The 21,823-nt window shown below is 66.8% G+C and carries 31 protein-coding genes; 15 read left to right on the top strand and 16 right to left on the bottom strand.

Annotated features, from left to right (window positions below; translation table 11 throughout):
• Positions 1–7 precede the first annotated feature (7 nt).
• The 3 genes from CXY91_RS28110 to CXY91_RS28115 all read left to right on the top strand — a co-directional run bounded on the left by CXY91_RS28110 (position 8) and on the right by CXY91_RS28115 (position 2,430).
• The gene (locus tag CXY91_RS28110; protein WP_100965282.1) at positions 8–1,234 is read left to right on the top strand and encodes an MFS transporter; all 1,227 of its coding nucleotides are present in this window, start codon (positions 8–10) and stop codon (positions 1,232–1,234) included.
• Positions 1,235–1,454: 220 nt separating this feature from the next.
• On the top strand, positions 1,455–1,994 hold the full coding sequence (locus CXY91_RS30435) for a hypothetical protein (RefSeq protein ID WP_158673625.1): 540 nt from the start codon (positions 1,455–1,457) through the stop codon (positions 1,992–1,994).
• Positions 1,995–2,103: 109 nt separating this feature from the next.
• The gene (locus tag CXY91_RS28115; RefSeq protein ID WP_100965283.1) at positions 2,104–2,430 is read left to right on the top strand and encodes a hypothetical protein; all 327 of its coding nucleotides are present in this window, start codon (positions 2,104–2,106) and stop codon (positions 2,428–2,430) included.
• Positions 2,431–2,446: 16 nt separating this feature from the next.
• Here the strand turns inward: CXY91_RS28115 and CXY91_RS28120 are convergent, their stop codons facing one another.
• Positions 2,447–3,049: a TetR/AcrR family transcriptional regulator gene (locus CXY91_RS28120; RefSeq protein WP_100965284.1), complete on the bottom strand. Its 603-nt coding sequence runs from the start codon at positions 3,047–3,049 to the stop codon at positions 2,447–2,449.
• A gap of 174 nt (positions 3,050–3,223) precedes the next feature.
• Here CXY91_RS28120 and CXY91_RS28125 point away from each other — a divergent pair, with 174 nt between their 5' ends.
• The 6 genes from CXY91_RS28125 to CXY91_RS28150 all read left to right on the top strand — a co-directional run bounded on the left by CXY91_RS28125 (position 3,224) and on the right by CXY91_RS28150 (position 6,770).
• Positions 3,224–3,430 (top strand): hypothetical protein, encoded by a 207-nt coding sequence (locus CXY91_RS28125; RefSeq protein ID WP_158673626.1) that lies wholly within the window; start codon positions 3,224–3,226, stop codon positions 3,428–3,430.
• A gap of 462 nt (positions 3,431–3,892) precedes the next feature.
• The gene (locus CXY91_RS28130; RefSeq protein WP_091830842.1) at positions 3,893–4,666 is read left to right on the top strand and encodes a transporter substrate-binding domain-containing protein; all 774 of its coding nucleotides are present in this window, start codon (positions 3,893–3,895) and stop codon (positions 4,664–4,666) included.
• A gap of 75 nt (positions 4,667–4,741) precedes the next feature.
• Positions 4,742–5,452 (top strand): ABC transporter permease, encoded by a 711-nt coding sequence (locus tag CXY91_RS28135; protein WP_100965286.1) that lies wholly within the window; start codon positions 4,742–4,744, stop codon positions 5,450–5,452.
• Positions 5,449–6,165: an ABC transporter permease gene (locus tag CXY91_RS28140; protein ID WP_091830846.1), complete on the top strand. Its 717-nt coding sequence runs from the start codon at positions 5,449–5,451 to the stop codon at positions 6,163–6,165. The genes CXY91_RS28135 and CXY91_RS28140 overlap by 4 nt, the downstream gene beginning before the upstream one ends.
• Positions 6,166–6,228: 63 nt before the next feature.
• Positions 6,229–6,483: a type II toxin-antitoxin system ParD family antitoxin gene (locus tag CXY91_RS28145; RefSeq protein WP_100965287.1), complete on the top strand. Its 255-nt coding sequence runs from the start codon at positions 6,229–6,231 to the stop codon at positions 6,481–6,483.
• Positions 6,483–6,770 carry a type II toxin-antitoxin system RelE/ParE family toxin gene (locus CXY91_RS28150; protein WP_100965288.1) on the top strand — a complete coding sequence of 96 codons (288 nt, stop codon included), beginning with the start codon at positions 6,483–6,485 and terminating at the stop codon, positions 6,768–6,770. The genes CXY91_RS28145 and CXY91_RS28150 overlap by 1 nt, the downstream gene beginning before the upstream one ends.
• Before the next feature lie 4 nt (positions 6,771–6,774).
• On the opposite strand, the gene map is transcribed toward CXY91_RS28150, so the two are convergent.
• Positions 6,775–7,527 carry a type I methionyl aminopeptidase gene (map, locus tag CXY91_RS28155; protein ID WP_100965289.1) on the bottom strand — a complete coding sequence of 251 codons (753 nt, stop codon included), beginning with the start codon at positions 7,525–7,527 and terminating at the stop codon, positions 6,775–6,777.
• 161 nt (positions 7,528–7,688) lie between these two features.
• On the opposite strand from map, the gene CXY91_RS28160 reads away from it, so the two are divergent.
• A complete protein-coding gene (locus CXY91_RS28160) occupies positions 7,689–8,555 on the top strand; it encodes an NAD(P)-dependent oxidoreductase (protein WP_100965290.1) in 867 nt (288 codons plus the stop codon).
• Positions 8,556–8,558: 3 nt separating this feature from the next.
• On the opposite strand, the gene CXY91_RS28165 is transcribed toward CXY91_RS28160, so the two are convergent.
• From CXY91_RS28165 to CXY91_RS28185, 5 genes are read right to left on the bottom strand one after another with little or no spacing between them, the layout of a single operon-like run.
• The gene (locus CXY91_RS28165) at positions 8,559–9,200 is read right to left on the bottom strand and encodes a uracil-DNA glycosylase family protein (protein ID WP_100965291.1); all 642 of its coding nucleotides are present in this window, start codon (positions 9,198–9,200) and stop codon (positions 8,559–8,561) included.
• Positions 9,197–9,661: a hypothetical protein gene (locus CXY91_RS28170; protein WP_100965292.1), complete on the bottom strand. Its 465-nt coding sequence runs from the start codon at positions 9,659–9,661 to the stop codon at positions 9,197–9,199. Before CXY91_RS28170 ends, CXY91_RS28165 begins: the two co-directional genes overlap by 4 nt.
• On the bottom strand, positions 9,658–10,131 hold the full coding sequence (locus tag CXY91_RS28175; RefSeq protein WP_100965293.1) for a hypothetical protein: 474 nt from the start codon (positions 10,129–10,131) through the stop codon (positions 9,658–9,660). Before CXY91_RS28175 ends, CXY91_RS28170 begins: the two co-directional genes overlap by 4 nt.
• Positions 10,128–10,592, bottom strand: a complete 465-nt coding sequence (locus CXY91_RS28180) for a hypothetical protein (RefSeq protein ID WP_091830863.1) — start codon at positions 10,590–10,592, stop codon at positions 10,128–10,130. Before CXY91_RS28180 ends, CXY91_RS28175 begins: the two co-directional genes overlap by 4 nt.
• Positions 10,593–10,594: 2 nt before the next feature.
• On the bottom strand, positions 10,595–11,206 hold the full coding sequence (locus CXY91_RS28185) for a glutathione S-transferase family protein (protein WP_091830865.1): 612 nt from the start codon (positions 11,204–11,206) through the stop codon (positions 10,595–10,597).
• Positions 11,207–11,365: 159 nt separating this feature from the next.
• Here CXY91_RS28185 and CXY91_RS30440 point away from each other — a divergent pair, with 159 nt between their 5' ends.
• Positions 11,366–11,515, top strand: coding sequence for a hypothetical protein (locus CXY91_RS30440; protein WP_158673627.1), 150 nt, complete (start codon positions 11,366–11,368; stop codon positions 11,513–11,515).
• Between the two features lie 16 nt (positions 11,516–11,531).
• Here CXY91_RS30440 and CXY91_RS28190 read toward each other — a convergent pair whose 3' ends face one another.
• Both CXY91_RS28190 and CXY91_RS28195 read right to left on the bottom strand, forming a co-directional pair.
• A complete protein-coding gene (locus tag CXY91_RS28190) occupies positions 11,532–12,452 on the bottom strand; it encodes an AEC family transporter (RefSeq protein ID WP_100965294.1) in 921 nt (306 codons plus the stop codon).
• 165 nt (positions 12,453–12,617) lie between these two features.
• Positions 12,618–13,046 carry a thermonuclease family protein gene (locus CXY91_RS28195; protein ID WP_158673628.1) on the bottom strand — a complete coding sequence of 143 codons (429 nt, stop codon included), beginning with the start codon at positions 13,044–13,046 and terminating at the stop codon, positions 12,618–12,620.
• Positions 13,047–13,256: 210 nt separating this feature from the next.
• Between CXY91_RS28195 and CXY91_RS28200 the strand changes: the two genes are divergently transcribed.
• Positions 13,257–14,777, top strand: a complete 1,521-nt coding sequence (locus CXY91_RS28200) for a sensor histidine kinase (protein ID WP_100965295.1) — start codon at positions 13,257–13,259, stop codon at positions 14,775–14,777.
• A 20-nt stretch (positions 14,778–14,797) separates the two neighbouring features.
• On the opposite strand, the gene CXY91_RS28205 is transcribed toward CXY91_RS28200, so the two are convergent.
• Entirely contained in the window at positions 14,798–15,145 is a 348-nt protein-coding gene (locus CXY91_RS28205) for a winged helix-turn-helix transcriptional regulator (protein ID WP_100965296.1), read from the bottom strand.
• A gap of 109 nt (positions 15,146–15,254) precedes the next feature.
• On the opposite strand from CXY91_RS28205, the gene CXY91_RS28210 reads away from it, so the two are divergent.
• Positions 15,255–15,959 carry a glutathione S-transferase family protein gene (locus tag CXY91_RS28210; protein ID WP_091830875.1) on the top strand — a complete coding sequence of 235 codons (705 nt, stop codon included), beginning with the start codon at positions 15,255–15,257 and terminating at the stop codon, positions 15,957–15,959.
• Between the two features lie 45 nt (positions 15,960–16,004).
• On the opposite strand, the gene cobT is transcribed toward CXY91_RS28210, so the two are convergent.
• Positions 16,005–17,036 carry a nicotinate-nucleotide--dimethylbenzimidazole phosphoribosyltransferase gene (gene cobT / locus CXY91_RS28215; RefSeq protein WP_100965297.1) on the bottom strand — a complete coding sequence of 344 codons (1,032 nt, stop codon included), beginning with the start codon at positions 17,034–17,036 and terminating at the stop codon, positions 16,005–16,007.
• Positions 17,037–17,143: 107 nt separating this feature from the next.
• Here cobT and cobS point away from each other — a divergent pair, with 107 nt between their 5' ends.
• Together cobS and CXY91_RS28225 are read left to right on the top strand one after the other, a co-directional pair.
• The gene (cobS, locus tag CXY91_RS28220; RefSeq protein WP_248307667.1) at positions 17,144–17,992 is read left to right on the top strand and encodes an adenosylcobinamide-GDP ribazoletransferase; all 849 of its coding nucleotides are present in this window, start codon (positions 17,144–17,146) and stop codon (positions 17,990–17,992) included.
• Positions 17,989–18,189, top strand: a complete 201-nt coding sequence (locus CXY91_RS28225) for a DUF1289 domain-containing protein (protein WP_100965298.1) — start codon at positions 17,989–17,991, stop codon at positions 18,187–18,189. Before cobS ends, CXY91_RS28225 begins: the two co-directional genes overlap by 4 nt.
• Here the strand turns inward: CXY91_RS28225 and CXY91_RS28230 are convergent.
• From CXY91_RS28230 to CXY91_RS28250, 5 genes are all read right to left on the bottom strand, one after another.
• Positions 18,146–18,613: a GNAT family N-acetyltransferase gene (locus tag CXY91_RS28230; RefSeq protein WP_100965299.1), complete on the bottom strand. Its 468-nt coding sequence runs from the start codon at positions 18,611–18,613 to the stop codon at positions 18,146–18,148. The genes CXY91_RS28225 and CXY91_RS28230 overlap by 44 nt on opposite strands.
• 12 nt (positions 18,614–18,625) lie before the next feature.
• The gene (locus CXY91_RS28235) at positions 18,626–19,459 is read right to left on the bottom strand and encodes a sulfite exporter TauE/SafE family protein (RefSeq protein WP_091832302.1); all 834 of its coding nucleotides are present in this window, start codon (positions 19,457–19,459) and stop codon (positions 18,626–18,628) included.
• A 165-nt stretch (positions 19,460–19,624) separates the two neighbouring features.
• The gene (locus CXY91_RS28240; protein ID WP_100965300.1) at positions 19,625–20,131 is read right to left on the bottom strand and encodes a DsrE family protein; all 507 of its coding nucleotides are present in this window, start codon (positions 20,129–20,131) and stop codon (positions 19,625–19,627) included.
• Between the two features lie 24 nt (positions 20,132–20,155).
• Positions 20,156–20,785 (bottom strand): hypothetical protein, encoded by a 630-nt coding sequence (locus tag CXY91_RS28245; protein ID WP_100965301.1) that lies wholly within the window; start codon positions 20,783–20,785, stop codon positions 20,156–20,158.
• Entirely contained in the window at positions 20,782–21,816 is a 1,035-nt protein-coding gene (locus tag CXY91_RS28250; RefSeq protein WP_100965302.1) for a TAXI family TRAP transporter solute-binding subunit, read from the bottom strand. Before CXY91_RS28250 ends, CXY91_RS28245 begins: the two co-directional genes overlap by 4 nt.
• Between the last annotated feature and the right edge of the window lie 7 nt (positions 21,817–21,823).

The following is a 21,823-nucleotide window of genomic DNA, read 5'->3' on the forward strand; positions in this document are numbered from 1 at the left end:
TATCGTCATGAGCCTCTCGAGCACGGGAGACGCGTTCGCGCGCCCTGCCCGCTCCACTGCCGCGCCACGCATCGGCCTCACCCTGTTCGCCCTGGCGATGGGCGGCTTCGCCATCGGCACGGCCGAGTTCGCGGTGATGAGCCTGCTGCCCTATTTCTCGGTGGGACTGGGGATCGACGAGCCGACGGGCGGACATGTGATCAGCGCCTACGCCGCCGGCGTGGTGGTCGGCGCGCCGATCATCGCGGTGCTGGCGACAAAACTCTCCCGCCGCACCTTACTTATCGCGCTGATGGCGGCATTCGCCCTCGGCAACGGGCTTTCGGCGCTCGCTCCGAGCTATAGCTGGATGCTGCTGTTCCGCTTCCTCAGCGGGCTGCCGCACGGCGCCTATTTCGGCGTCGCGGCGCTGGTCGCGGCCTCGCTGGTGCCGGCGAACCGTCGTGCACTCGCCGTGGCGCGGGTGATGCTCGGACTGACGATCGCGACGATCCTCGGCGTGCCCCTGGCGAACTGGCTTGGCCAGGCGCTCGGCTGGCGCTGGGGTTTTGGAGTCGTCACTGCCCTGGCGCTGACGACAGCGGTCCTGATCGCGCTGTTTGCGCCGAAGGATCGGCCTCAGTTCGGCGCCAGCGCCATGCGCGAGCTCGGGGCACTGCGCCATCGCCAGCTCTGGCTGACGTTGGCGATCGGTGCCGTCGGCTTCGGTGGCCTGTTCGCGGTCTACACCTACATCGCCTCGACGCTGATCGAGGTGACCCAGGTCTCGCCCACGGTGGTACCGGTGGTGCTGGCGATCTTCGGCCTCGGCCTGACTTTCGGGACTTTGGCTGCAGCCTGGCTGGCGGACCGGATGCCGATGGCCTCGATCGCGATCATCCTGCTCTGGACCGCCGGTTCGCTGGCGCTTTTCCCCTTCGCCGCCGGCAATATCTGGGCGATCTGCGTGGTCGGCTTCATGATCGGCTGCGGCGGCGGGCTCGGCACGCCCTTGCAGACCCGGCTGATGGATGTCGCGCAGGACGCGCAGACGCTTGCCGCGGCGCTGAACCACAGCGCCTTCAACACCGCCAATGCGCTCGGCCCCTGGCTCGGCGGCATGGCGATCGCCGCCGGCCATGGCTGGACCTCGACCGGCTGGGTCGGCGCCGGCCTGGCGCTCGCGGGCTTCGCGATCTGGCTGGTCACGGCGTGGGATGCGAAGCGACAGAGCCGAGAGGCACCCACTGCCTAAGACGGCGCCTTCCCGTCAGGGCCCCGAGCGCCGCGATAGCCATTCGAGCGAGCGTGGCGTTTTTTAGGGCTGTGTCTTTCTGCGCCCGGTTGCTGGGCAAATCCGTCAACAGGTCGCTCCTTGACTGGAGCGGCCATGTCATAGTTCATCACATGCCGTAGCGGCACATTTGTACTTCTCGCCCTGGCCCCTCGGAAGATCATCTATGAGGCGCACGCAGATGCCTCCCGTAAGCAAGGCATTGAAGGGGTTTCTTCTGGCGGCATTGCCGCTCTCCGCGGGTGCGCCACATGCAGCGCTGGCAGGCGACCCTCGTTTCAGGATCGTTCTTAACTGGACCTCTGAATCAATAGCTCCCCCGCGACGGGAGTTCTGGAACCATTTCGAACTCAACTTCGTCCTCATCGGCGGCCGTCAGATCGAGGAGCGGACCAGCAGGGACCCGTCACCGACGAAAAGATGGAGTCCGAACCAGAACCGAACCGTCGCGCTTGGTGATCAGTATGCAGTCGGTCAGTGGCCCGCGATATGGCGGATCGTAGACGACAGGACGCTGATCCGCATCGTAGCCTACCCAAGCCACTCATGGATCGTTCGGGTCCGTACGGATGGGCAATCGTCGTGCTCGGCCACGTTCGAATGGCGACTCAAGGACGGCTTCACGGAATTCCAAGGTTGGTCGGAGGCACGAAAGACCGCGACCCGCTACGTCAACCCGATCGCGCGAAAATGGCGATGTGAAGTCCTGCAACAGACCTGAGCTGCAATGTCATATTGGCACCATACCAAGACGGCGACACTCCACGGTGGCTTGTGAGCGCTGCATGCTTCGAGGTTTTCCTGCTTCAGCAATTACGATCGCGGCGCTGATGATCTCGGCGAACGCCTTCGCCGAATGCCGCGTCACCGGGCCGAAATGGTATCTCCACACCAACGACAGGGTGACGCTGAAAGCCGAGATGGACTCGCAGGGCTGCGGCCATAGCTATGGCGTGGCCGGGACCTGGCGCATGGACAAGCTCGTGGTGATGAAGCCGCCGTCGAACGGGCAGTTGCGCCAGATCGGCGAAGTCACCTTCTATTACATTCCAAAAGCCGGCTTCAGGGGGACGGACAACTACGTCCTCTATATCTGCGGCAAGGACACATGGGGTTCCGGCTGCGCGCGGCTGAACTACGAAGCGACGGTCGACTAGATCTTGGCTCTCCGACTCACGGCCCGCCTCGCGCCGCGATCAGGCGCATCGCGACAGGAATCGAGGCCTGCCCGGCCTCGAGCTGGTCGGTCAGCACGTAGAACCAGTTGAAGCCGATATAGAGCGCGAGCCTGGCCTCGACCTCCTCGGCCGGAATGTCGCCCCGCGCCGCAGCCGCGGTGAAGAGGCCGCGGACGTCCTGCAACCGCTCCGGCAGGAATTTCTCGCGCAAGGCCGCGAGCGCATGGGGATCGCTCTGGGCCTCCGCCAGCAGCGCCTGGAAAGTGCGCCCGGACGGCGTGCCGCACCAGAAGCTCCAGAGCGCGCTCGTATGAGCGATGAGGTCCTGGGCCAGGTCCCCGCTCGGCACGGCCCTGATGCCCGCCTTCTCGGCGGCATAGACCTCCATCAGCAGATCGGCGCGGTTCTTCCACCAGCGATAGATCGTCGGCTTGCCGGCGCCGGCGCGGCGCGAGACCGCATCGATCGAGAAGCCGGCATAGCCCTCCTCCGCCAGCACGGCGCGGGCGGCAGCGAGGATCGCCGCCTGCGAAGCCGGGTTCCGCCGCGCACCGATCGACGCGCGGCGAACCGGAGTTGCGGCTTTTCCGGCCTTCATGATCGCGACCCTTCTTCTTCGGTCCTGCGACAGCGCGTTCGGCCCGCCCCCGGCAAACACGTTCCCTACAAGCACGTTCCCTGCAAGCAAGATCTTGCAGCCGAAGGCTTGATATCGAAACGGACCGTATCTATCAATAATAACGAAACGACACGTTCCGTTATGGAGATGGCGATGACCAGCCTCACCCGCAACCCCATTCTCGCCCGCCTGCGCTTCCTGGGAACGCTGATGCTGGGCGCCTATCTGCTGATCAACGCCATACTCGCCCTGCTGGCGCCGCTGACGCCCGGCTGGTCGACCTGGTCGGTGACGGCGCTGGCCGTGCCGCCGATGGTGCTCGGCATGGTCTATCTCGTCATTCCGATCGCCCGGCGCTGAGACGGCCTCCAGCTCCGGCCCGAATCTGTCGCCTTAGCGACAGATTCGGCTGCCACCCACGAGAAGGGCGGCCTGCCTCGGCTGCTTTTGCAACTCTACCCTCGAAGGAACGAGGGAGGACCGCCATGAACGCGACCGTGTTCGAAGGGCAAGCCTGTGCACCGAACGGCGCACCGGATTGGCAGCCGAAACGCTGCAACAGCGTCTCCACGTCAGGAGCGCGCTGACCCGAGCGACAAAATCCGTGTGCAGCCGCCTTGGCCCCTGCAGCGCAAATCCGTCGCCACAACCTGTTTTCACCAATAAGAACAGCGCCTTGCCTTGCACCATCCTTGTGCAGGCACGCTCGGAAAAGCTGCAAGAGCCTACTTGCGGCCCGCCCCGATGATCGCACAAGCTGTCGCGCACAAGCCGATGCGGGAACTCGAAACGCCCGGTTGGCCAAACCCAAGGGGAGGTCCCATGAAAGGTTTCGCAAAGTTCTTCGCAGCCGCAGCGCTCACCGTTGCCGGCGCCACCGGGGCGCTCGCCCAGGCGAAGGAATGGAAGGAAGTCCGAATCGGCACGGAGGGCGCCTATCCGCCCTACAACAACCTCAACGCCAAGAAGGAGCTGGAAGGCTTCGAGATCGATTACGGCAACCTTCTCTGCGAGAAGATGAAGGTGAAGTGCACCTGGGTCGTGCAGGATTGGGACGGCATCATCCCGGCGCTGCAGGCGAACAAGTACGACATCATCCTCGCCGGCATGAACGCCACCGAGGAACGCAAGAAGCAGGTCGACTTCACCACGCCTTACAGCAAGACGCCGATCTGGATGATCGGCCCCAAGAGCACCGCTTCCAGCGACATCTCGCCGGCCACCCTGAAGGGCAAGTCGATCGGCGCGCAGGGCTCGACCATTCACGCCAATTATGTCGAGAAGTTCTACAAGGACTCGACAGCGCGCCTCTACCCCACCCAGGAAGAGGCTAATCTCGACCTGCTCAACGGCCGCCTCGACTATATCGTCGCCGACGCGCTCGCCCTCGCCGACTTCCTGAAGGGACAGGGCAAGGATTGCTGCAAGAAGATCGCCGAGGTGACCCGCGACGACGCGATCCATGGTGCGGGCGTCGCCGGCGCGGTGCGCAAGGCCGATACCGCGCTGAAGGACCTGTTCAACAAGGCGATCGCCGAGACCGTCGCCGACGGCTCGCTGAAGAAGCTCGAGGACAAGTGGTTCAAGTACGAGTGATCTGACACCCGCTGACGCCCGCTCGCCGGCCGCTCCAGGCCGGCGGGCTTTATCCTCTCGCGCGCCGGCTCTCCCATGTTCGACAAATTCGCACTGCTCGGTTTCGGCCCCGGCGGCTGGGGCTGGGCCCTGCTGCAAGGCGCGGCCAACACCATCTCGGTCGCGCTCGCGACCCTGCCCTTCGGCCTGGCGCTCGGCCTGATCATCGCGCTGTGGAAGCGCTCCGACAGCATCCTGCTGCGCTCGCTGGCGACGATCTACACCACCGTCTTCCGCGGCGTGCCCGAACTGCTGACGCTCTACATCATCTATTTCGGCATCCAGGTGCTGGTGCAGAAGGTCTGGACCGGCTTCTCGATCCCGCCCTTCGTCGCCGGCATGGTCGCGCTCGGCATGGTGCTCGCCGCCTTCTCCAGCGAGGTCTGGGTCGGCGCGCTGAACTCGATCCAGAAGGGCCAGCGCGAGGCTGCGGCGGCGCTCGGCCTGTCGAAGGCGCAGGCCTTCCGGCTCGTCGTCTTCCCGCAACTGATCCGCGTCGCCCTGCCCGGCCTCGGCAACAACTGGATGGTGCTGCTGAAGGAGACCTCGCTGATCTCGGTGATCACGCTGCAGGACATCATGTTCATCGCGACGCGCGCCAATGTCGTCACCAAGGAGCCGTTCCTGTTCTTCGGCACAGCGATGATGCTCTATTTCTTCTTCTCGCTGGTCTCGGCCTGGGGCATCGGCAAGCTCGAGCAACGCACCAATCGCGGCTTCGCCGCTTTCGGCGGAGCGACGCGATGACCTGGTGCGAATATCCCGGCTACCTGATCGGCAGCGAGGTCCTGCAGAACTATGGCTGCCGCATGGCCAGCGGCCTCGGCATCACATTCCAGCTGGTCGTGCTCTCGGTCGCGTTAGGCTTCGTGCTGGCGCTCGGCCTCGCCATCGCCAGGCTCTACGGGCCGCGCTGGGCGCAGATCGCGATCAACGGCTACACCACCTTCTTCCGCGGCACGCCGCTGCTCTGCCAGCTCTTCCTGGTCTATTACGGCTTCGGCCAGCTCCGGGTGTTCTGGCAGGATATCGGGCTGTGGTGGTTCTTCCGCGAGCCGTTCTACTGCGCGCTTTTCACCTTCACCATCAACACCGCCGCCTATCAGGCCGAGATTCTGCGCGGCGCGATCCAATCGATCCCGCGCGGCCAGTTCGAGGGGGCGCTGGCGCTCGGCCTGCATCGCTGGGCGACCTTGCGCCGCGTGATCCTGCCGCAGGCGATGATCCTGGCGCTGCGCCCGCTCGGCAACGAGCTGATCGTGATGATCAAGGCGAGTGCCATCGCCTCGCTGGTGACGCTGTTCGACCTGATGGGCGCGACGCGCCTCGCCTTCGCCCGCTCCTTCGACCTGTCGATCTACCTCTATGCGGCGCTGATCTATCTCGTGCTGACCGAGATCATCCGCCGGGTCTGGGACCGGATCGAGCTGCGGCTGACGCGGCATATGGCGTTGAGGTGACGCTACGGAGAATTTGACAATCTTTGCCAATCCCTGCCATATTCGATGAAGCGGAGATCGAACATGGCGACGATGAACGTGTCCTTGCCGGCCTCGATGAAGGACTGGGTCGAGGCCCAGACCGAGACCGGTCGCTATGCCAATGCGAGCGACTATGTACGTGACCTGATCCGGCGGGATCAGGAGCGCAACGACAAGATCGCTGCGATGCAGCGCTTCGTCGATGAAGGCCTGAACAGCGGGACAGGCACGCGTTCAGGCGATGAGCTCTTCGCTGCCGCCCTCCAGCGCACCGCGACACCGCCCGGCAATCGATAGTGGGCTTTCGCCTGTCGCTAGCGGCAGAAGAAGACATCATCGGCATTGCCGAGCAGGGAATACGACTGTTCGGTCCGCTTCAGGCCAAGCACTATCACGATGAGTTATTGGCGATCTTCGCCATGATCGCCGTCTATCCTCGTATCGCGCGCGAACGCTTTGAACTGTCGCCGCCGATGCGCAACTACCCGTTCAAGGCGCACCTTGTCGTCTATCGTGTCGACGAAAACGGCGATGTCCTGATCGCGCGTATCCGCCACGCCCATGAAGATTGGGGCGAAACCTGACCGTTCAGCCCGGCAGTGTCAGCACCAGCGGGCCGTTGGCGGTCGCGACCACGGTGTGCTCGTACTGGACCGTGGGCGCACGCGGCTCGGAATACAGCGTCCAGCGATCGCCCTCGGCATGCTCGGCCCAGTCGGCGCCGAGCGACAGGAACGGCTCGACGGTGAAGACCAGCCCCTTCTGCATGACGCGGCGCTCGGAGCGCTCGGGCCAGGTGGCGATCTCCTTCGGCTCCTCGTGCAGAGAGCGGCCGATGCCATGGCTGGCGAGGTTTCGCACCAGCGTATAGCCGTTCTTCTGGGCAAAGCGGCCGACGGCTTCGCCGATCCCGGCGACCGGCTTGCCGGCACCGACCTGGCCGAGCCCGGCCCAGAGCGCGCGCTTGCCGTCGCGGCACAGCTTCTCGATGCGGCGATCGACCGGCGGCACCGTGAAGGACGCGCCCGTATCGGAGAAATAGCTCGCCTTCTCAGCAGAGACGTCGATGTTCACGAGGTCGCCCGCCATGATCCGGCGCCCGCCGGGAATGCCGTGGGCGACCTCCTCGTTGATGCTGATGCAGGTGGCGCCCGGGAAGCCGTAGACGGTCTCGGGAGCGGAGCGCGCACCATGCCTTTCGAGCATGTCGCGGCCGATCGCATCGAGCTCGGCCGTGGTGATTCCCGGTTCGAGCGCCTTGCCCATCGCGGCCAGCGTATCGGCGACGATACGGCCGATCTCGCGCAGGGCCTGCAGCTCTTCGTCATTGGTGATGGTCATGGCGGGTTCCTGACCGATTTCGGCGAGGCCGGCAAGGCAGGGCGCGGCAGACTGCCCATGCACGATCCCTGCAGAATCGCGATCGCTGCTATCGCTTCCCTCGCCTTCCCTGGCGCGCTAAAGCCGCAATGACCTTTCAGACGATTGCAGCGGAGCACCTCATGGCCAAAGTCGCTTTCCTCGGTCTCGGCGTGATGGGCTATCCCATGGCCGGCCATCTCAAGGCCAAGGGCCATGAGGTCACCGTCTACAACCGCTCGCCGGAGAAGGCGCAGAAATGGGTAGCCCAGCATGGCGGCGTCTACGCACCGACGCCGGCCCAGGCGGCCGAGGGCCAGGAAATCGTCTTCTGTTGCGTCGGCAATGACGACGATCTGCGCTCGGTGACGACGGGCGAAGGCGGTGCCTTCGCCGCGATGGGCAAGGGCACCGTCTTCGTCGACCACACGACCGCTTCCGCCAATGTCGCGCGCGAACTCGACGCAGCGGCAACCGCGGCCGGCTTCGGCTTCGTCGACGCGCCGGTCTCCGGCGGACAGGCAGGCGCCGAGAACGGGGTGCTGACCGTGATGTGCGGCGGCGACCAGGCGACCTACGCCAAGGTCGAGCCGGTGATCGCCAGCTTCGCCCGGATGTGCAGGCTGATGGGGCCGGCCGGCTCGGGCCAGCTCACCAAGATGGTCAACCAGATCTGCATCGCCGGCCTGGTCCAGGGCCTGTCCGAAGGCGTCCACTTCGCCAAGCGCGCCGGCCTCGATGTCGAGGCGATGCTGGAGGTGATCTCGAAGGGCGCCGCGGGCTCCTGGCAGATGGAGAACCGCGGCAAGACGATGAACGCCGACAAGTTCGATTTCGGCTTCGCCGTCGACTGGATGCGCAAGGACCTCGGCATCGTGCTCGACGAGGCCCGGAACAACGGCGCCCGTCTGCCGGTGACCGCGCTGGTCGACCAGTTCTATGCCGATGTGCAGAAGCTCGGCGGCGGGCGCTGGGATACGTCGAGCCTGCTGAAGCGGCTGGAGCCGTAAGGCTCAGCCGACCAGCCGCGCCACCTCCGCCCGCAGCACCGGCACCAGCTCGGCCTCGAACCAGGGGTTCTTCCGGAGCCAGCCATTGTTGCGCCAGGAGGGGTGCGGCAGCGGCAGGATGCGCGGCCGGCGTTCCCCGGCGAAGATGTTGCGCCAGTCGGCGACGGTCGCCGTCAGGTCGGCCGCCGCCTTGCGCCCGAGATGCCAGGCTTGCGCGTAACGGCCGATCACCAGGATAAGCTCGATCTCCGGCAGGCCCGCGAGCACGCGGCTTCGCCAGGCCGGTGCGCATTCGCGGCGCGGCGGCAGGTCGCCGCCCTTGCCGTCGAGCCCGGGGAAGCAATGGCCCATCGGCACGATCGCCACGCGAGAAGCATCATAGAAGCGGGCATGGTCGAGGCCGAGCCAATCGCGCAGGCGGTCGCCGGAGCGGTCGGTGAAAGGCCTGCCGCTGGCATGGACACGCGTGCCGGGCGCCTGGCTCGCGATCAGGAGGCGCGCGCTCGCCTGCGCCTGGATGACGGGACGCGGCTCGTGCGGCAGACGCGGCAGATAGACCGGCTCGTCCCGGCAGATGCGGCAGGCGCGCAATTCGGCGAGGACATCGCCGAGCGCTTCGGAGGCGTTGTCTCCCTGCCTGCTCATCCCCCCGCCAGCCGGGCCCGGCCCTTTCGCTGCGAGATCAACCCGTCGCAATACCAGGCCGGCACCTTGTCGGCGTGCTTCTCGGGATCGCCGGGCCGGACGGTGAATGCGCCTATGATGTCCCCACTGGCGACGCTCCGCGGGACATAGAGCGTGCCGCTGCGTTCGATGGTGAAGCAGTGGGTCTGCCGGGTCTCGATCGGGCCGTAATAATAGCAGATCGCATCATCCGTCGTGGTCCAGCAGGCATCGCGGTTAGGCATGGAGCGATCGCGGTTGTAGCCGCTCACCCGCCCATCGGCGTGATGGAACTCGCTGAAAGTCTCGCCGCTGCTGTAGCGCCCGGTCGCGGTATTGCCCTCGACGAGCTGGCGCATCTGCTCCCCCGTCAACCGCTCGACGGCGAATGCCTCGCCGCCCGCGACCGAGAGCCCGAGCAGCAGCAGCGCCGCACACCTCACTGCGAGGCGAGCCGCGACGACCTCGACGGCGGCGGACCCTGCGAGATCAGGCCGTCGCAATGCCAGGCCGGCGCCTTGTCTGCGTGCTTCTCGGGATCGCCCGGCTGGATCGTGGCGATAGCGTTGATGCGGCCGGTTCGATGGGTCTGCAGCACATAGAGCGAGCCGCTGCGCTCGACGGTGAAGCAATAGGTCCGGCGGGATGCGAACGGGCCATAATAGTAGCAGACGGCCTCATCGGTCGTGGTCCAGCAGGCATCGACGTTCTGCACATGCCGGTTGTGCCCGGTCGCACGGCCGTCCTGGTGATGATACTCGCTGAACGGCAAGCCGTTATTGTAGCGGCCGGCAACCGTGTTGCCCTCGAAGAGCTTGCGGATCTCCTGGCCGGTCAGACGCTCGACCGCGAACGCGCTCGTTGCCGAAACGCAGAGCGCCAGCAGCGCCGCGATCCTGCCGGGCCACTTCACCTGGCCGCCACGCGTCGCGACATCAGCGGCCCCTGCGGACCGCGCGAGATCAGCCCGTCGCAATACCAGGGCTTGCCGCCATCGGTGTGGTTTCGCGGATTGGCGAGCTCGATGGTCGCCACCGCGTTGATCCGGCCATTGTCGAGATTGCGCAGGATGTAGAGCCGGTCGGTCAGCTCGACCGTGAAACAGTGCGTCGTCCGCTCCTCCGGCGGGCCGTAATAATAGCAGACGGCATCGCCCTTGGTGATCCAGCAGGCGTCGCGATTCTCCTGCCAGCCATTGTTGCCGAGCGCCCGCCCGTCCGGGTCGTGAAACTCGGTGAAGAACCCGCCGCCGGTGTAGCGGCCACTGACCGTATTGCCGGTGAAGGCGCGGTTGATCTGCTCGCCGGTCAGCTTCTCCATCGCCGTCGCGGCGAGCGGGACCATCAGAGCGAGCAGGATCAGCGGCAGGCGCATGATCAGACCTTCCAGCTCGGCCTGGCCGAGAGCTCGCCATGCCAGCGCCGGATGTTGGTGAAATCCTCCGGCAGAGGGATGCGGGAAGGCTTCATGAAGTCGATGGCGATGCCGGCGGTGATGTCGGCGACCGTCAGCTCGTCGCCGCAGAGGAAGCGATTGGCGCCGAGCTGCAGGTCGAGCAGCACGAGATGATCGTCGATCTGCTCGCGGCTGGCCTCGGCCCATTCCGGCACCTGGTCCTCGAGCTCGGCCATGGCGGGATGGCTGTGGCGGAACACGGCCGCGACCGCTGTGAACAGGCCGAGCTCGATGCGGCGATTCCACATCTCGATCAGCGCCGCCTCCTTCGGGGCGGCGCCGAACAGGGCCGGCGCCGGGTGCAGGCTCTCGATGTAGCGACAGATCGCGATGGTCTCGGCCAGCGCCGTGCCGTCGTCCAGCAGCAGCACCGGCAGGCGCTGGGACGGGTTGATCCGGGTGAACTCCGGCGTCCGGTGCTCCTTCCTGGCGATGTCGACCGGGATGAGCTCGGGCAAGGGCACGCCCTTCTCGGCGAAGAAGATGCGGACCCGCCGCGGATTGGGCGCGCGCCCGCCATCATAGAGCTTCATGCCCCTCGCCTTTCGCCGTCTCGGACATCGCGGTTTCACGGTGCCGGCGCCACCGTGTCAAGAGTTCAGCCTGCAAAGACGGCGGCAAGACGACAGAACGGCCGAGCCCGGGAACAAAGCCAGGGCGCGGCGATTGATCAGCCAGCAAGAGAAGAGGCAATGCCGCAGGACTGGAGCTTCGTCGTCTGGATCGTCGTCCTCGCCATTCCGGTGGGGCTGATGCTCGCAACCTTCTGGTCGCGCTCGCGTCAGCCCGGTACCGCGCGGCTGGATGGGCCGAGCAGGGACGATCCGCGCGAGCCGATGTGACCGTGCTCCCGAGCGATCACCCCGGCGCAAGCAGGATCAGCGCGAGCGGCACCGCGACCGCGGCCACCACCGTCTGCAGCGCGCAGATGCCGGCCATCAGCGGGGCATCGCCGCCGAGCTGGCGCGCCATCACATAGGAGGACGAGGCGGTCGGCAGCGCCTGGAACAGGATGGCGAGGGTCGCCGCCGGGCCACCGAGGCTGAAGCCCTTCAGAGCCGCATAGGTCGCGAGCGGCATCAGCACGAACTTGACGGCGGAGGCGACCAGCGCCGGCTTCAGCCCGCGGCCGAGCGCGCCCCAATCGAGCGCCGCGCCAACGCAGAGCAGGCCGATCGGCAGCGAGGCCTGGCCGAGCGCCTTGAGGCAGCCCTCGACGCCAGGCGGCAGGCCAAGGCCGCTGAGCTGGATGGCGATGCCGAGCACGCAAGACATCAGCAGCGGGTTGAGCGCAAGGCCCCGCAGGATGCCGCGCAAGGTCGGCTGGGCCGAGCCCCAGCGGGCGAAGACGAGGACGCAGAGCACGTTGACGGTCGGCACGATCGCGGCGTTGGCCACAGCCGCCAGCGGCAACGCGGATGCGCCCAGCATGCTGCCGGCCGCGCTCAGGCCGACATAGTTGTTGAAGCGGATGCCACCCTGGAAAACCGAGGTGAAGGCGGCGTCGCCGTAGCCGAGCCAGGGCTTCGCCAGGACCAGCAGCGCCGAGACGGCGACAATCGCGGCGATCAGCGTCAAAGCCAGCTCGGCGACGGGCAGTCCCCTGAGATCAGCCATCGCCAGAGCGTGGATGAAGAGGGCCGGCAGCAGCACATAGTAGCTCAGCCGCTCGGCCTGCGGCCAGAACGCGTCGGGCAGGAAGCGCAGGCGCCGCATGGCGTGGCCGAGCGCGATCAGCAGGGCGATCGGCGCCAGAGCTAGCAGGATCGCGCCGATCATGCCCTGAACTCACAAGCGGGCAACCAAGTGGGCAGCAATGTCATGCGGCAGCGAATCCGGCGCGGGAGCAGGAAGAAGACGATTCTTCTTTAGGTCGCCCTCACCAGAGACGAAACCGCCTGAACTGTCAGCGGGATTGAGGAATCCGCATGGCCCGCCCAGGCTTCAACGCGGATGGCTCCTGCGCCACGCTTCCGGCCGCTCGAAGCTCGTCGCCCAGATGCCGCGGCCGGCCGCCTTCGCCTCGGCCTCCTCGGCCTGGTAGGCGCCATAGGATACCGCGTGGCCCTGGCGCACCAGAGCCGCGTTGATCTCGGCGTCACCCTGGCGGCAGCGCGCCAGTCCGCGGCCATAGCGATCGGCGCGGGAGATCATGCAGTTGACGTTGCCGAGCGCCAGCATCGCGGCCAGCGCACGCCTGGCCTGCCGGCCGCAGGCAACCTCGCCACCGGTACGATCGCGGCAGGTCTGCCGGTATTCCGGCGCGTCGATGCCGTCCAGGCGCAACTCTTCGCCAAGAAGCCTGATCGAATCGCCATCGATCGCCTCGGCCGCTCCGGCGAGATCGCGTCCCGAGCCGAGACGATACTGCAAGACTGCTCCCGCGATCGCCAAAAGCAGAAGGAATCCAAGGGCTACGACAAAGTCGACGGATCGGCCGACCCGCCGCCAGCCGAACGGTCCGTAGCTGCCTGTCCTGAATCCGAAGCGTGCCATCAGCATAAGCTTAACGATTTCTCGCCAATCATGGCGAGCCGGAGCGCGAAGGTTGCGCTGCCGGGCGGGAGCCTTTGACTTCGGATCATGCCGGAACTGACAGCCGAACAGGTGCAGCGCGGCCGCGGACCCGATCCGACCGTGCTGGCGCGCCGCAAGCTGATCAACCGCGAGGTCCGGTCGGCGCGGGAGAAATTGACCTCTTCGACCGGTCTCCAGCGCGCCTTCGACTACGAACTGATCCGCGTCTTTGCGCAGTATCGGCTGAACGGTTCGGCCGGCACGCTGCTGCTCGCCTTGCTGGTCGCGGCGGCCGCCTGCGTCTGGGTGCCGTTCTATGCGGTCTCGGGCTGGCTCTGCCTGGTGGTGCTGACCTCAGCCTTCGCGGCCGTGCTGTGCAGGCGCTTCCTGGCCGAGCCTTCCGCAGCCGCCCGCGTCAGCTTCTGGCGCAAGCTCCTACCTACGGCCGAACTGCTGCACGGTCTGTCCTGGGCCCTGCTGGCCGGCCTTTTCGTCGGCATCGAGGCACCCGGCGCCCGCTTCTTCCTGATGACGGCGCTGCTGATCGTCAGCGCGCTCACGGTGACGCTCGCCGCGACGATCCCGATCGCGGTCTATTTCGGCCTCGCGCCGATCGTCAGCGCGATCATCCTATCCTTCAGCGGCCGCTCCGACATCGACAGCGTCACCATGCTGCTGATGGCGGTCTGCGCACAGCTCTTCTTCATCTTCCTGACCAACCGACTCTATTCGACCTCGGTCGAGACCATCGAGTTCCGGGCCGAGAAGGATGCGCTGATCGCCGAGCTCGAAACCGCGAAGGCCAATTCCGACGAGGCCAGGCGCAAGGCGGAGGAGGCGAACCTCGCCAAGTCGCGCTTCCTGGCGACGATGAGCCACGAGCTGCGCACCCCGCTCAACGCCATCCTCGGCTTCTCCGAAGTGATGAAGAACGAGGTGTTCGGCCCACATACCAATGCCTCCTACAAGGAGTATTCCGGCGACATCCATTCCTCGGGCCAGCACCTGCTGACGCTGATCAACGAGATCCTCGACCTCTCTCGCATCGAGGCCGGCAAATACGAGCTCAGCGAGGAGGCGATCAGCCTCGCGGCCATCTCCGACGATGCAGCCCACATGCTCAACCTGCGCGCCAAGGCCAAGAACCAGACAATCCGCCAGGCTACCGAGCCCGATCTGCCGCGGATCTGGGCCGATGAGCGCGCGATCCGCCAGGCTGTGCTCAACATCATCGCGAATGCGATCAAGTTCACCCCGCAGGGCGGCGAGATCTCGATCAAGGTCGGCTGGACCGCGACGGGCGGACAATATGTCAGCATCAGCGATACCGGTCCTGGCATTCCCGAGGACGAGATCCCGGTGGTGATGCAGACCTTCGGGCGTGGCTCCCTTGCGATCAAGACCGCCGAGCAGGGCTCGGGCCTCGGCCTGCCGATCGTCAAGGGGCTGATCGACCTGCATGGCGGCGGCTTCCGCATCAAGTCGAGCCCGCGCGCCGGCACGGAAGTGACGATCACGCTGCCCGCCGAGCGGGTGATGGACACGCTGCCGGCCCTGCCGGAGCCGAACGAGCGCTCGGCGGCCTAAGCGCTCCTGCCGCGGAGGCGCTACGCCGCCCGACGCACGCCTGCCGTGCCTTTCCGCTCGACCTCGCCCTCCTCCCACCAGTCGCCAAGCGCGTCGATCAGCGGTACGAGGCGCTGACCAGCGGCGGTCAGCTCGTAATCGACCCGGCGCGGATAGCCGTCGTGGTCGATGCGCCGGACGACCCCGGCCGCTTCCAGCTTGCGCAGTTCCAGCGTGAGCATGCGATGCGAGACGGTCGGATTGTCGCGCCTGAGTTCGCTGAAGCGCTTGGTGCCGTCCTTCAGATAATAGAGTAACAAGGTCGGCCACCGGCCGCTCAGCACCCGCATGACGCTCTCGATTGAGCAGTCGGACACGACGTCCTTCATGATCCGTTCCGCGCGTGGTTACAAAAAAGTGCGTAATTTACATGGGGCGGCGAGTGACTAGGTTCCACCCCGCTGCGCAGCGTTTCCCAACCAGAATGGAAAACGCAAGATGGAACCGATTCTCGTTTATGGCTACCCGGCCGGCACCTCGATGGGCCTGGTCGCGGCTCTGGAATGGCTTGGCCAGCCCTACAAGCTCAGCCGCGTCGACATGCTCGGCGAGATGCGCGAGCCACCCTACAAGCGGATCAACCAGCGTGTCGAAACGCCGGTCTTGATCACGGATAAAGGCCGGCCGCTGACCGAGACCATGGCGATCGCCGCCTATCTCGAGGCGCGCGACACAGAGCGCAAGATCAGCTTCGATCCGCTCTCGCCCGAAGCCGACCGCATGCACCAGCTGATGGGCTTCCTCAACACCGGCTTTACCGGCGCCTTCACGCCATTGTGGGTCGCGCTGGAGCTGCCCGAGCCCGATCCGGATTTCGAGGCGGCACTGCGCCGCTTCGGGCGCGAGCGCGTGATCGAGCGCCACGACAGGCTGGAAGAAATGCTCGATGGCGGGAACTGGCTGGCTGGCGGCAAGCACAGCCTCGCCGACGGGCTGCTCGCAGGCGTGGCGCGCTGGCTGGAGTACCATGAGGTCGCCAATCTCTCGCGCTGGCCGAAGCTGCAGGCGCTGCGCCAGCGGGTCGAGGCCGATCCGGCGGTGGTCTTCGCGACCGCGCTGGAAAACGGCGATACACCGGCCGGCGGCGGCGCCTTCAAGGGTCATGTGCCGTTGGCCGAGGTGATCGAGCGCTTCGGCGCCTGACACGGGAAAGACGCGCCGGGCCGAGTGTCCGGCGCGTCTTTTTTGTTACTCGCCCTTCTGCGAGACCTGTGCCTGCGCAAAGGTCGCCATGCCGGAATGGACGCCGGCGGCGGCCTTGACCAGGCCGGCCGCGAGCGCGGCGCCCGTCCCTTCGCCGAGCCGCATGTCGAGCGCCAGCAAAGGCTGCTTGCCGAGCTTGACCAGCGCCTGCGCATGGGCGCCCTCGGCCGAGAGATGGCCGGCGATGCAGTGGTCGAGCGCGGAGGAGTCGAGCGCGTGCAGGATCGCTGCGGCGGCGGTCACGACATAGCCGTCGAGGATCACCGGGATGCGCTGCAGGCGGGCGGCGAGGATCGCGCCGCAGATCGCCGCCATCTCGCGGCCGCCGAAGCGGCGCAGCACTTCGAGCGGATCGTTCAAATGACTGGCGTGGAGCTTCAGCCCAGCCTCGACCGCGGCGATCTTGCGCCTCAGCCCGTCCTCGTCGACGCCGGTGCCGCGGCCGCACCACTGGGCCGCGCCACCGCCATAGAGCGCGGCGAAGATCGCGGCCGCCGAGGTGGTGTTGCCGATGCCCATCTCACCGAGCGCAAGCAGATCGGCGCCGCCGGCGAGCGCCTCCATGCCGAAGGCCATGGTCGCGACGCAGGCGCGCTCGTCGAGCGCATCTCCTTCGGTGAAATCGCCGGTCGGCAGGTCGATCGCGAGATCGAAGACCTTGAAGCCGAGATCGTAGGCAGCGCAGATCTGGTTGATCGCGGCACCACCGGCAGCGAAGTTCTCCAGCATCTGCCGCGTCACGCTCTGTGGAAACGCCGAGACGCCCTGGGCGACAACGCCGTGATTGCCGGCGAAGACGCAGACCAGGGGCCGGTCGACCCGCGGCGGCGCCTTGCCCTGCCAGGCGGCGAGCCATTCGGCGATCTCCTCCAGCCGCCCGAGGCTGCCGGCCGGTTTGGTCAGCTCCTTGTCGCGGGCGCGCACCGTGTTGGCCGCGGCCATGTCGGGGCCGGGCATGTTGGCGATGAGATTGCGGATATCGTCGAAGGGCAGGCCGGAGGCGGGCATCGCAGACATCTGAGGAAGCCGATCTTGAAAACCTGAGGAATCGGGCAGCGCGAGATCGCCGCCGCGCAGCCGCTGCTGCTATAGGCTGGAGCGGACGAAGACAATCCGAGGGCAGCGTGACGCAGACCGACAGCGATGATGCGACGCAGGCAACGGCGCCCGCCTGGCCGGGCTGGCTGATCGCGACCGCAACCTGCATCCGCTTCTATTCGCGCCTGCCGGTACCGGCGCTGCCGGGCGAGACCGCACACACCCTGCCCGATTTCCGGCTGGTGCCGCGCGCCCTGCCCGTCGCGGCGCTGGTCATCGCGCTCCCTGCGACGCTGATCGCACTGCTGGCCGGCCTTGCCGGCGTCAACGCGCTGCTGACCGCAGCGCTCACCGTGACCGCGCTCGTGGTGACGACCGGCGCCTTCCACGAGGACGGGCTCGCCGACTCGGCCGACGGGCTGTTCGGCGGGCATACGCCGGAACGGCGGCTGGAGATCATGAAGGACAGCCGCGTGGGCACCTTCGGAGCGCTGGCACTCGGCCTGTCGCTGCTGCTTCGGGTGAGCGCGCTTGCAGCGATCCTGCAAGGCACCGGAGCTTGGGCCGCGGCGGCGGCCGTGCTCGTCGCGGCGCCGTGGTCGCGCGTCGAGGGTCTGCGCATCCTCGCGACGACCCCGCCAACCCGGCGCGACGGCGCCTCCGCCTCGGTCGGACAACCCGATCGATCGGTACTGCCGGTCGCCTATGGCTTGTCGGGTGCGCTCGCCCTGTTGCTGGTCGCAGCCGGCGCCCTCCCCTTAGCTGGCGTCCTGATAGGCCTGGCCCTCTCGGCGCTGATGACCCTCTGGCTGTCGCGCACCGCCATCCGCCTGATCGGCGGTCAGACCGGCGACATCCTCGGCGCGGCGCAGCAGCTCGGAGAGATCGCGATCTATCTCGGCCTCGCCATCGTCATCGGCTGGGGCGGGCGATGAGCGCGATCTCGAGCCCCTGCATCAAGATCTGCGTGATCGATCCCGCGAGCAAGCTTTGCCAAGGCTGCGGGCGGACCCTGCAGGAAATCGCGCAATGGTCGCGGCTCTCGGAGGCGGAGCGGCTCGCCATCATGGCGATGCTGGAAGCGCGCCTCAGCCTTCCGCGAGACGGGCAAGCTCCTCGCCGGTCAGCCTGAAGAAGACCTTCTCCGGGTGCTGCTTGGCGCCGAGGTTCTCGTAGAAGCGCAGCAGGCGCTCATCATCACGCGCCGCCGTCCAGTCGATCCGGCCAAGGCCGCGAGCGAGCGCGAGCCGCGCCAGTTCGGCGAGCAGCGCCCTGCCGGCGCCGAGCCCGCGGGCGGCCTGCGCCACATAGATTTCCTTGAGGAAGCAGCCGGGCCGGAGACCTGGACCGGGGTAGATCGCCGAAAAGGCAGCGAAGCCGACGATTGCGCTGTCGTGCTCGGCGACGAGGAGTTCGGTCCCGGCCGGCCGGTTCGCCAGGCCGGCGCGGATCTCGGCATCGGACGGACAGGGCACACGGTAATGCGCCTGCATCTCAGCCATCAGGCCTGCCAGACCGGGATGATCGGCCACCTCGCAGGCGCGTATGGCGACCATGCCCCGCCTCGCTCAGGCGATCAGCGACCAGAAGAAGCGGGCGCAGACCACCAGCAGGAAGATGCCGAAGGCCACCTCGAGCCGGCGCTTCGACAGCCGGTGCGCCAGGCGCGCGCCGATCGGCGCCGTCCAGATCGAGGTCGGAATGAAGAGCAGGAAGCCGATGAACGAGACATAGCCGAGTGAGAGCGGCGGCAGGATGTCCATCTTCGGCCAGCCGGCATAGATGTAGCCGAGCGCGCCGGGGATCGAGATCAGCACGCCGAGGCCCGAGGAGGTCGCGACCGCCTGGTGGATCGGCCGGCCGTAGAAGGTCATGAACAGGCTGGAGAGCTGGCCGCCGCCGATGCCCATCAGCGCCGACAGGATGCCGATGACCACGCCATAGATCCGCATCAGGAGGGGACCCGGCATATCGTCGCCGAGCTTCCAGCGGTCGGAGGCGAAGAGCAGGCGCATGGCGCTGGCGAAGGCGACCGCGACGAAGACCGCCTTGAACACATCGGGCGGGGCATAGCGCGCGATCACGCTGCCGCCGATCACACCGAGCACGACGGGAACGGCCCAGATCTTGATGATCGAGGTGTCGACCATGCCCTTGGCGAGATGGGCCCGGTAGGAGCGGATCGAGGTCGGGATGATCACCGCCAGCGACGTCCCGACGACGAGCGGCATGCGGACTTCCTCCGGCACGCCGATCACCCGGAAGACCTCGTAGAGCACCGGCACGATGACGGCGCCGCCGCCGACGCCGAACAGGCCCGCGAGCAGGCCGGTGACGGCGCCCGCCGCGATCAGCGACACCGCGAGGAAGATCAGGTCGTTCAGGGGAATGCCGGCGATCATCATGCACCCGAGCCAGGACAGGTCGGGCTGCTCTTAGGCCTTTGTCCGGAAAGGGCAAGGTTCAGGCGACAAGGCAGGCATGCGCCGAGGCGACCGCGTCATCGGCGCAGCGTCGCGGCAGACTGCGCGGCGGAGCGGTCCCGACGCGCCCGAAACGGATGCCGGTCACGGCCGGACATAGGTCCAGCCCTTCTCCTGCAGCTCCATAACCCGGACGACGCCGGACTTCACCACCGTCGCCTCGGGGATCAGGGCGATCTCCTTGTTCTCGGCCTTGCTCATATTGCCCTGGGTGTTGCCGCAGGCCTTGAAGGAAATGGCCGGCGTGCTCAGGGCGATCGTTGAGATCCGCGCCTTCACCGGCGAGGTGTCGTCGCGCAGCATGTGCAGGCCGGGCCCGAAGGTGACGACCTCGATCTCCACCTTCTCGCCGAGCTCCTGATAGTACTGCGCCACATTGGTCGCGTTGTTGAGCGCGAGATTCATCATCGCGGGATCGTTGGTGTTCACCTGCAGGATGAGCCGGTGCGGCTTCCTGTCGGGCACAGGCGGCTTCGGCGCCTGTACGGCGCTCTGCTTCGTGGCCTGCGCCGTCGCGGGCGGAGCGGCGAAGGTGACAGCGAGGCCGGCCAGCAGAGCAGCGCCAAAAGCATCTTTGAATCTTATCGTCATCGGATTCCACCCATGGTTCGAGGACTATTCGCTACGTGGCCTGGCAAGGGTGCGCGGCCATTTGCAGGCTGCGGCGACCCTGTCCCGCGCCGCCTTCAGGCCGACGAGGCTGAAATGCGCGTCATGGACGGCGCCCGCACGCGTGCCGAGACGGATCGCGATGCTCCCCTCATTGGGGAGCGACAGCAGCAGGCCGACCACATCGCCCCTGAAGGCGACCCCGGTCCCGTAAGACGGCCGGCCCGCCGCGAGTTGCACGGGCTGGCTGTCATCGACGCGATAGGACAGTACGGAGTCGGCTCCGCTCTCGGATGCGGCCGGCCCGCCAAGGACCAACTCGGTCCGGCCACCGCGGCAGTGAATGGAAAGCTGCTTCAGGGCGCCGTTGCCACCGCCTTCGGCGAAGGCGGTGGCGGTGACGATCGGCGTGTAGTCGATCGGGGACGTGGTCTCGCTGACGATCCAGCCATCGGCATCTCCCGCGGGACGCCTGGGCACCGTCACAGGCTGCGGCAGCTTGTTCAGGCAGGCACGCCGCTCCGCCGGATCGAGCAGCGAGCAGGCGCGAAGCTGCGCCATCGGATCGGGCGCCCCCTGTGCGAAGGCGACCTGGCTCGCAACCTCGAAGGCGACGGAGAGCATGATCAGCTTCATTGGCTCGCACGTTGCGTCTGCGCCTTGCGATCCAGCCAGTCCTGCGCTGCCGGGAAGCGGTCGAGGCCGGGCACGGTCGCGGCGAGATTGATCGACTTCCATTTCGGGTCGAAGCCCGGTGCCTGCAGCTTCTCGACGCGGCTGAACAGGGTGTCGACGAAGCGCGCGACGCGCTCGTAGCGGTTGGTCTGGGGCGCCCAGTTGAACGCGACCAGCGCGGTCGGCACCGCGATCGTCGAGACCCGCTCGCCGGCCTTGATCAGCCCGGGATATTCGCCGGCCTCCAGCACCGCCGGCAGGTAATAGTCCTCGAACCTGCTGTCATAAGCCACCGGAAGGAACTTGAAGCCGGGCTCGAAGCGTCCGCGGACGAAGGCATCGACCGGCTTCGAGGTGATGAACACCACGCCCGCCATCTCGCCCTTGCGCATCTGTTCGAGCGCGAGCTGATGCGGGATGAAGGTGTTCTCGGCATTGATGCCGAGACGGCTGAAGATCAGCGGCCCCGAATAGGCGGCAGCGGTTCCGAGCGTGTTGAAGTTCACCTTCTTGCCCGCGAGATCCTGCAGGCTCTGGATCTCTGGCCGCACGAAGACATGCAGCTCCGAGGGGAAGAGATTGAGCACATAGGTGATCTTGCGCCGGATCTGCGGCAGCTGGGCCTTGTACTCCTCGAGCGCGTCGGAATTGATGATCGCCGTGTCGATGCCGCGCAGATAGAGCAGCGAATTCAGGTTTTCGGTGGCGCCGCGGGTGACGATCGGCAGCACGTGCAGGTTATTCCCGTCGTCGACGACGCGGGCCATCTCGGCTCCGAGGCGAAGTGGCGCGCCCTCCAGCAGGCCCGCTGCAAGACCGACCGTCCAGGCGTTGGCCTTGTCCTGCTCCGTCGCGGCCGGCCGGACCATGCGTCGTGGCTGGCCGGAGCTCGTCTGCAAGGTCTGCGCCTCCAGGCCGGGCAAAGCGAGCATTGAAACGAGCGCCGCCAGCCCGACCAGAAGCAGCAGGGACCGTCTTGAAGGCATCTTCATCCCACAC

This window comes from Allobosea sp. FBZP-16, assembly GCF_002831785.1.
Lineage (GTDB): Bacteria > Pseudomonadota > Alphaproteobacteria > Rhizobiales > Beijerinckiaceae > Allobosea > Allobosea lupini.

Coding starts and splice junctions, on each gene's coding strand:
- CXY91_RS28110 (WP_100965282.1), top strand. CDS start 8: ATGAGCCTCTCGAGCACGGGAGACGCGTTCGCGCGCCCTGCCCGCTCC.
- CXY91_RS30435 (WP_158673625.1), top strand. CDS start 1,455: ATGCCTCCCGTAAGCAAGGCATTGAAGGGGTTTCTTCTGGCGGCATTG.
- CXY91_RS28115 (WP_100965283.1), top strand. CDS start 2,104: ATGATCTCGGCGAACGCCTTCGCCGAATGCCGCGTCACCGGGCCGAAA.
- CXY91_RS28120 (WP_100965284.1), bottom strand. CDS start 3,049: ATGAAGGCCGGAAAAGCCGCAACTCCGGTTCGCCGCGCGTCGATCGGT.
- CXY91_RS28125 (WP_158673626.1), top strand. CDS start 3,224: ATGACCAGCCTCACCCGCAACCCCATTCTCGCCCGCCTGCGCTTCCTG.
- CXY91_RS28130 (WP_091830842.1), top strand. CDS start 3,893: ATGAAAGGTTTCGCAAAGTTCTTCGCAGCCGCAGCGCTCACCGTTGCC.
- CXY91_RS28135 (WP_100965286.1), top strand. CDS start 4,742: ATGTTCGACAAATTCGCACTGCTCGGTTTCGGCCCCGGCGGCTGGGGC.
- CXY91_RS28140 (WP_091830846.1), top strand. CDS start 5,449: ATGACCTGGTGCGAATATCCCGGCTACCTGATCGGCAGCGAGGTCCTG.
- CXY91_RS28145 (WP_100965287.1), top strand. CDS start 6,229: ATGGCGACGATGAACGTGTCCTTGCCGGCCTCGATGAAGGACTGGGTC.
- map (WP_100965289.1), bottom strand. CDS start 7,527: ATGACCATCACCAATGACGAAGAGCTGCAGGCCCTGCGCGAGATCGGC.
- CXY91_RS28160 (WP_100965290.1), top strand. CDS start 7,689: ATGGCCAAAGTCGCTTTCCTCGGTCTCGGCGTGATGGGCTATCCCATG.
- CXY91_RS28165 (WP_100965291.1), bottom strand. CDS start 9,200: ATGAGCAGGCAGGGAGACAACGCCTCCGAAGCGCTCGGCGATGTCCTC.
- CXY91_RS28180 (WP_091830863.1), bottom strand. CDS start 10,592: ATGCGCCTGCCGCTGATCCTGCTCGCTCTGATGGTCCCGCTCGCCGCG.
- CXY91_RS28185 (WP_091830865.1), bottom strand. CDS start 11,206: ATGAAGCTCTATGATGGCGGGCGCGCGCCCAATCCGCGGCGGGTCCGC.
- CXY91_RS30440 (WP_158673627.1), top strand. CDS start 11,366: ATGCCGCAGGACTGGAGCTTCGTCGTCTGGATCGTCGTCCTCGCCATT.
- CXY91_RS28190 (WP_100965294.1), bottom strand. CDS start 12,452: ATGATCGGCGCGATCCTGCTAGCTCTGGCGCCGATCGCCCTGCTGATC.
- CXY91_RS28200 (WP_100965295.1), top strand. CDS start 13,257: ATGCCGGAACTGACAGCCGAACAGGTGCAGCGCGGCCGCGGACCCGAT.
- CXY91_RS28205 (WP_100965296.1), bottom strand. CDS start 15,145: ATGAAGGACGTCGTGTCCGACTGCTCAATCGAGAGCGTCATGCGGGTG.
- CXY91_RS28210 (WP_091830875.1), top strand. CDS start 15,255: ATGGAACCGATTCTCGTTTATGGCTACCCGGCCGGCACCTCGATGGGC.
- cobT (WP_100965297.1), bottom strand. CDS start 17,036: ATGTCTGCGATGCCCGCCTCCGGCCTGCCCTTCGACGATATCCGCAAT.
- CXY91_RS28225 (WP_100965298.1), top strand. CDS start 17,989: ATGAGCGCGATCTCGAGCCCCTGCATCAAGATCTGCGTGATCGATCCC.
- CXY91_RS28230 (WP_100965299.1), bottom strand. CDS start 18,613: ATGGTCGCCATACGCGCCTGCGAGGTGGCCGATCATCCCGGTCTGGCA.
- CXY91_RS28235 (WP_091832302.1), bottom strand. CDS start 19,459: ATGATCGCCGGCATTCCCCTGAACGACCTGATCTTCCTCGCGGTGTCG.
- CXY91_RS28240 (WP_100965300.1), bottom strand. CDS start 20,131: ATGACGATAAGATTCAAAGATGCTTTTGGCGCTGCTCTGCTGGCCGGC.
- CXY91_RS28245 (WP_100965301.1), bottom strand. CDS start 20,785: ATGAAGCTGATCATGCTCTCCGTCGCCTTCGAGGTTGCGAGCCAGGTC.
- CXY91_RS28250 (WP_100965302.1), bottom strand. CDS start 21,816: ATGAAGATGCCTTCAAGACGGTCCCTGCTGCTTCTGGTCGGGCTGGCG.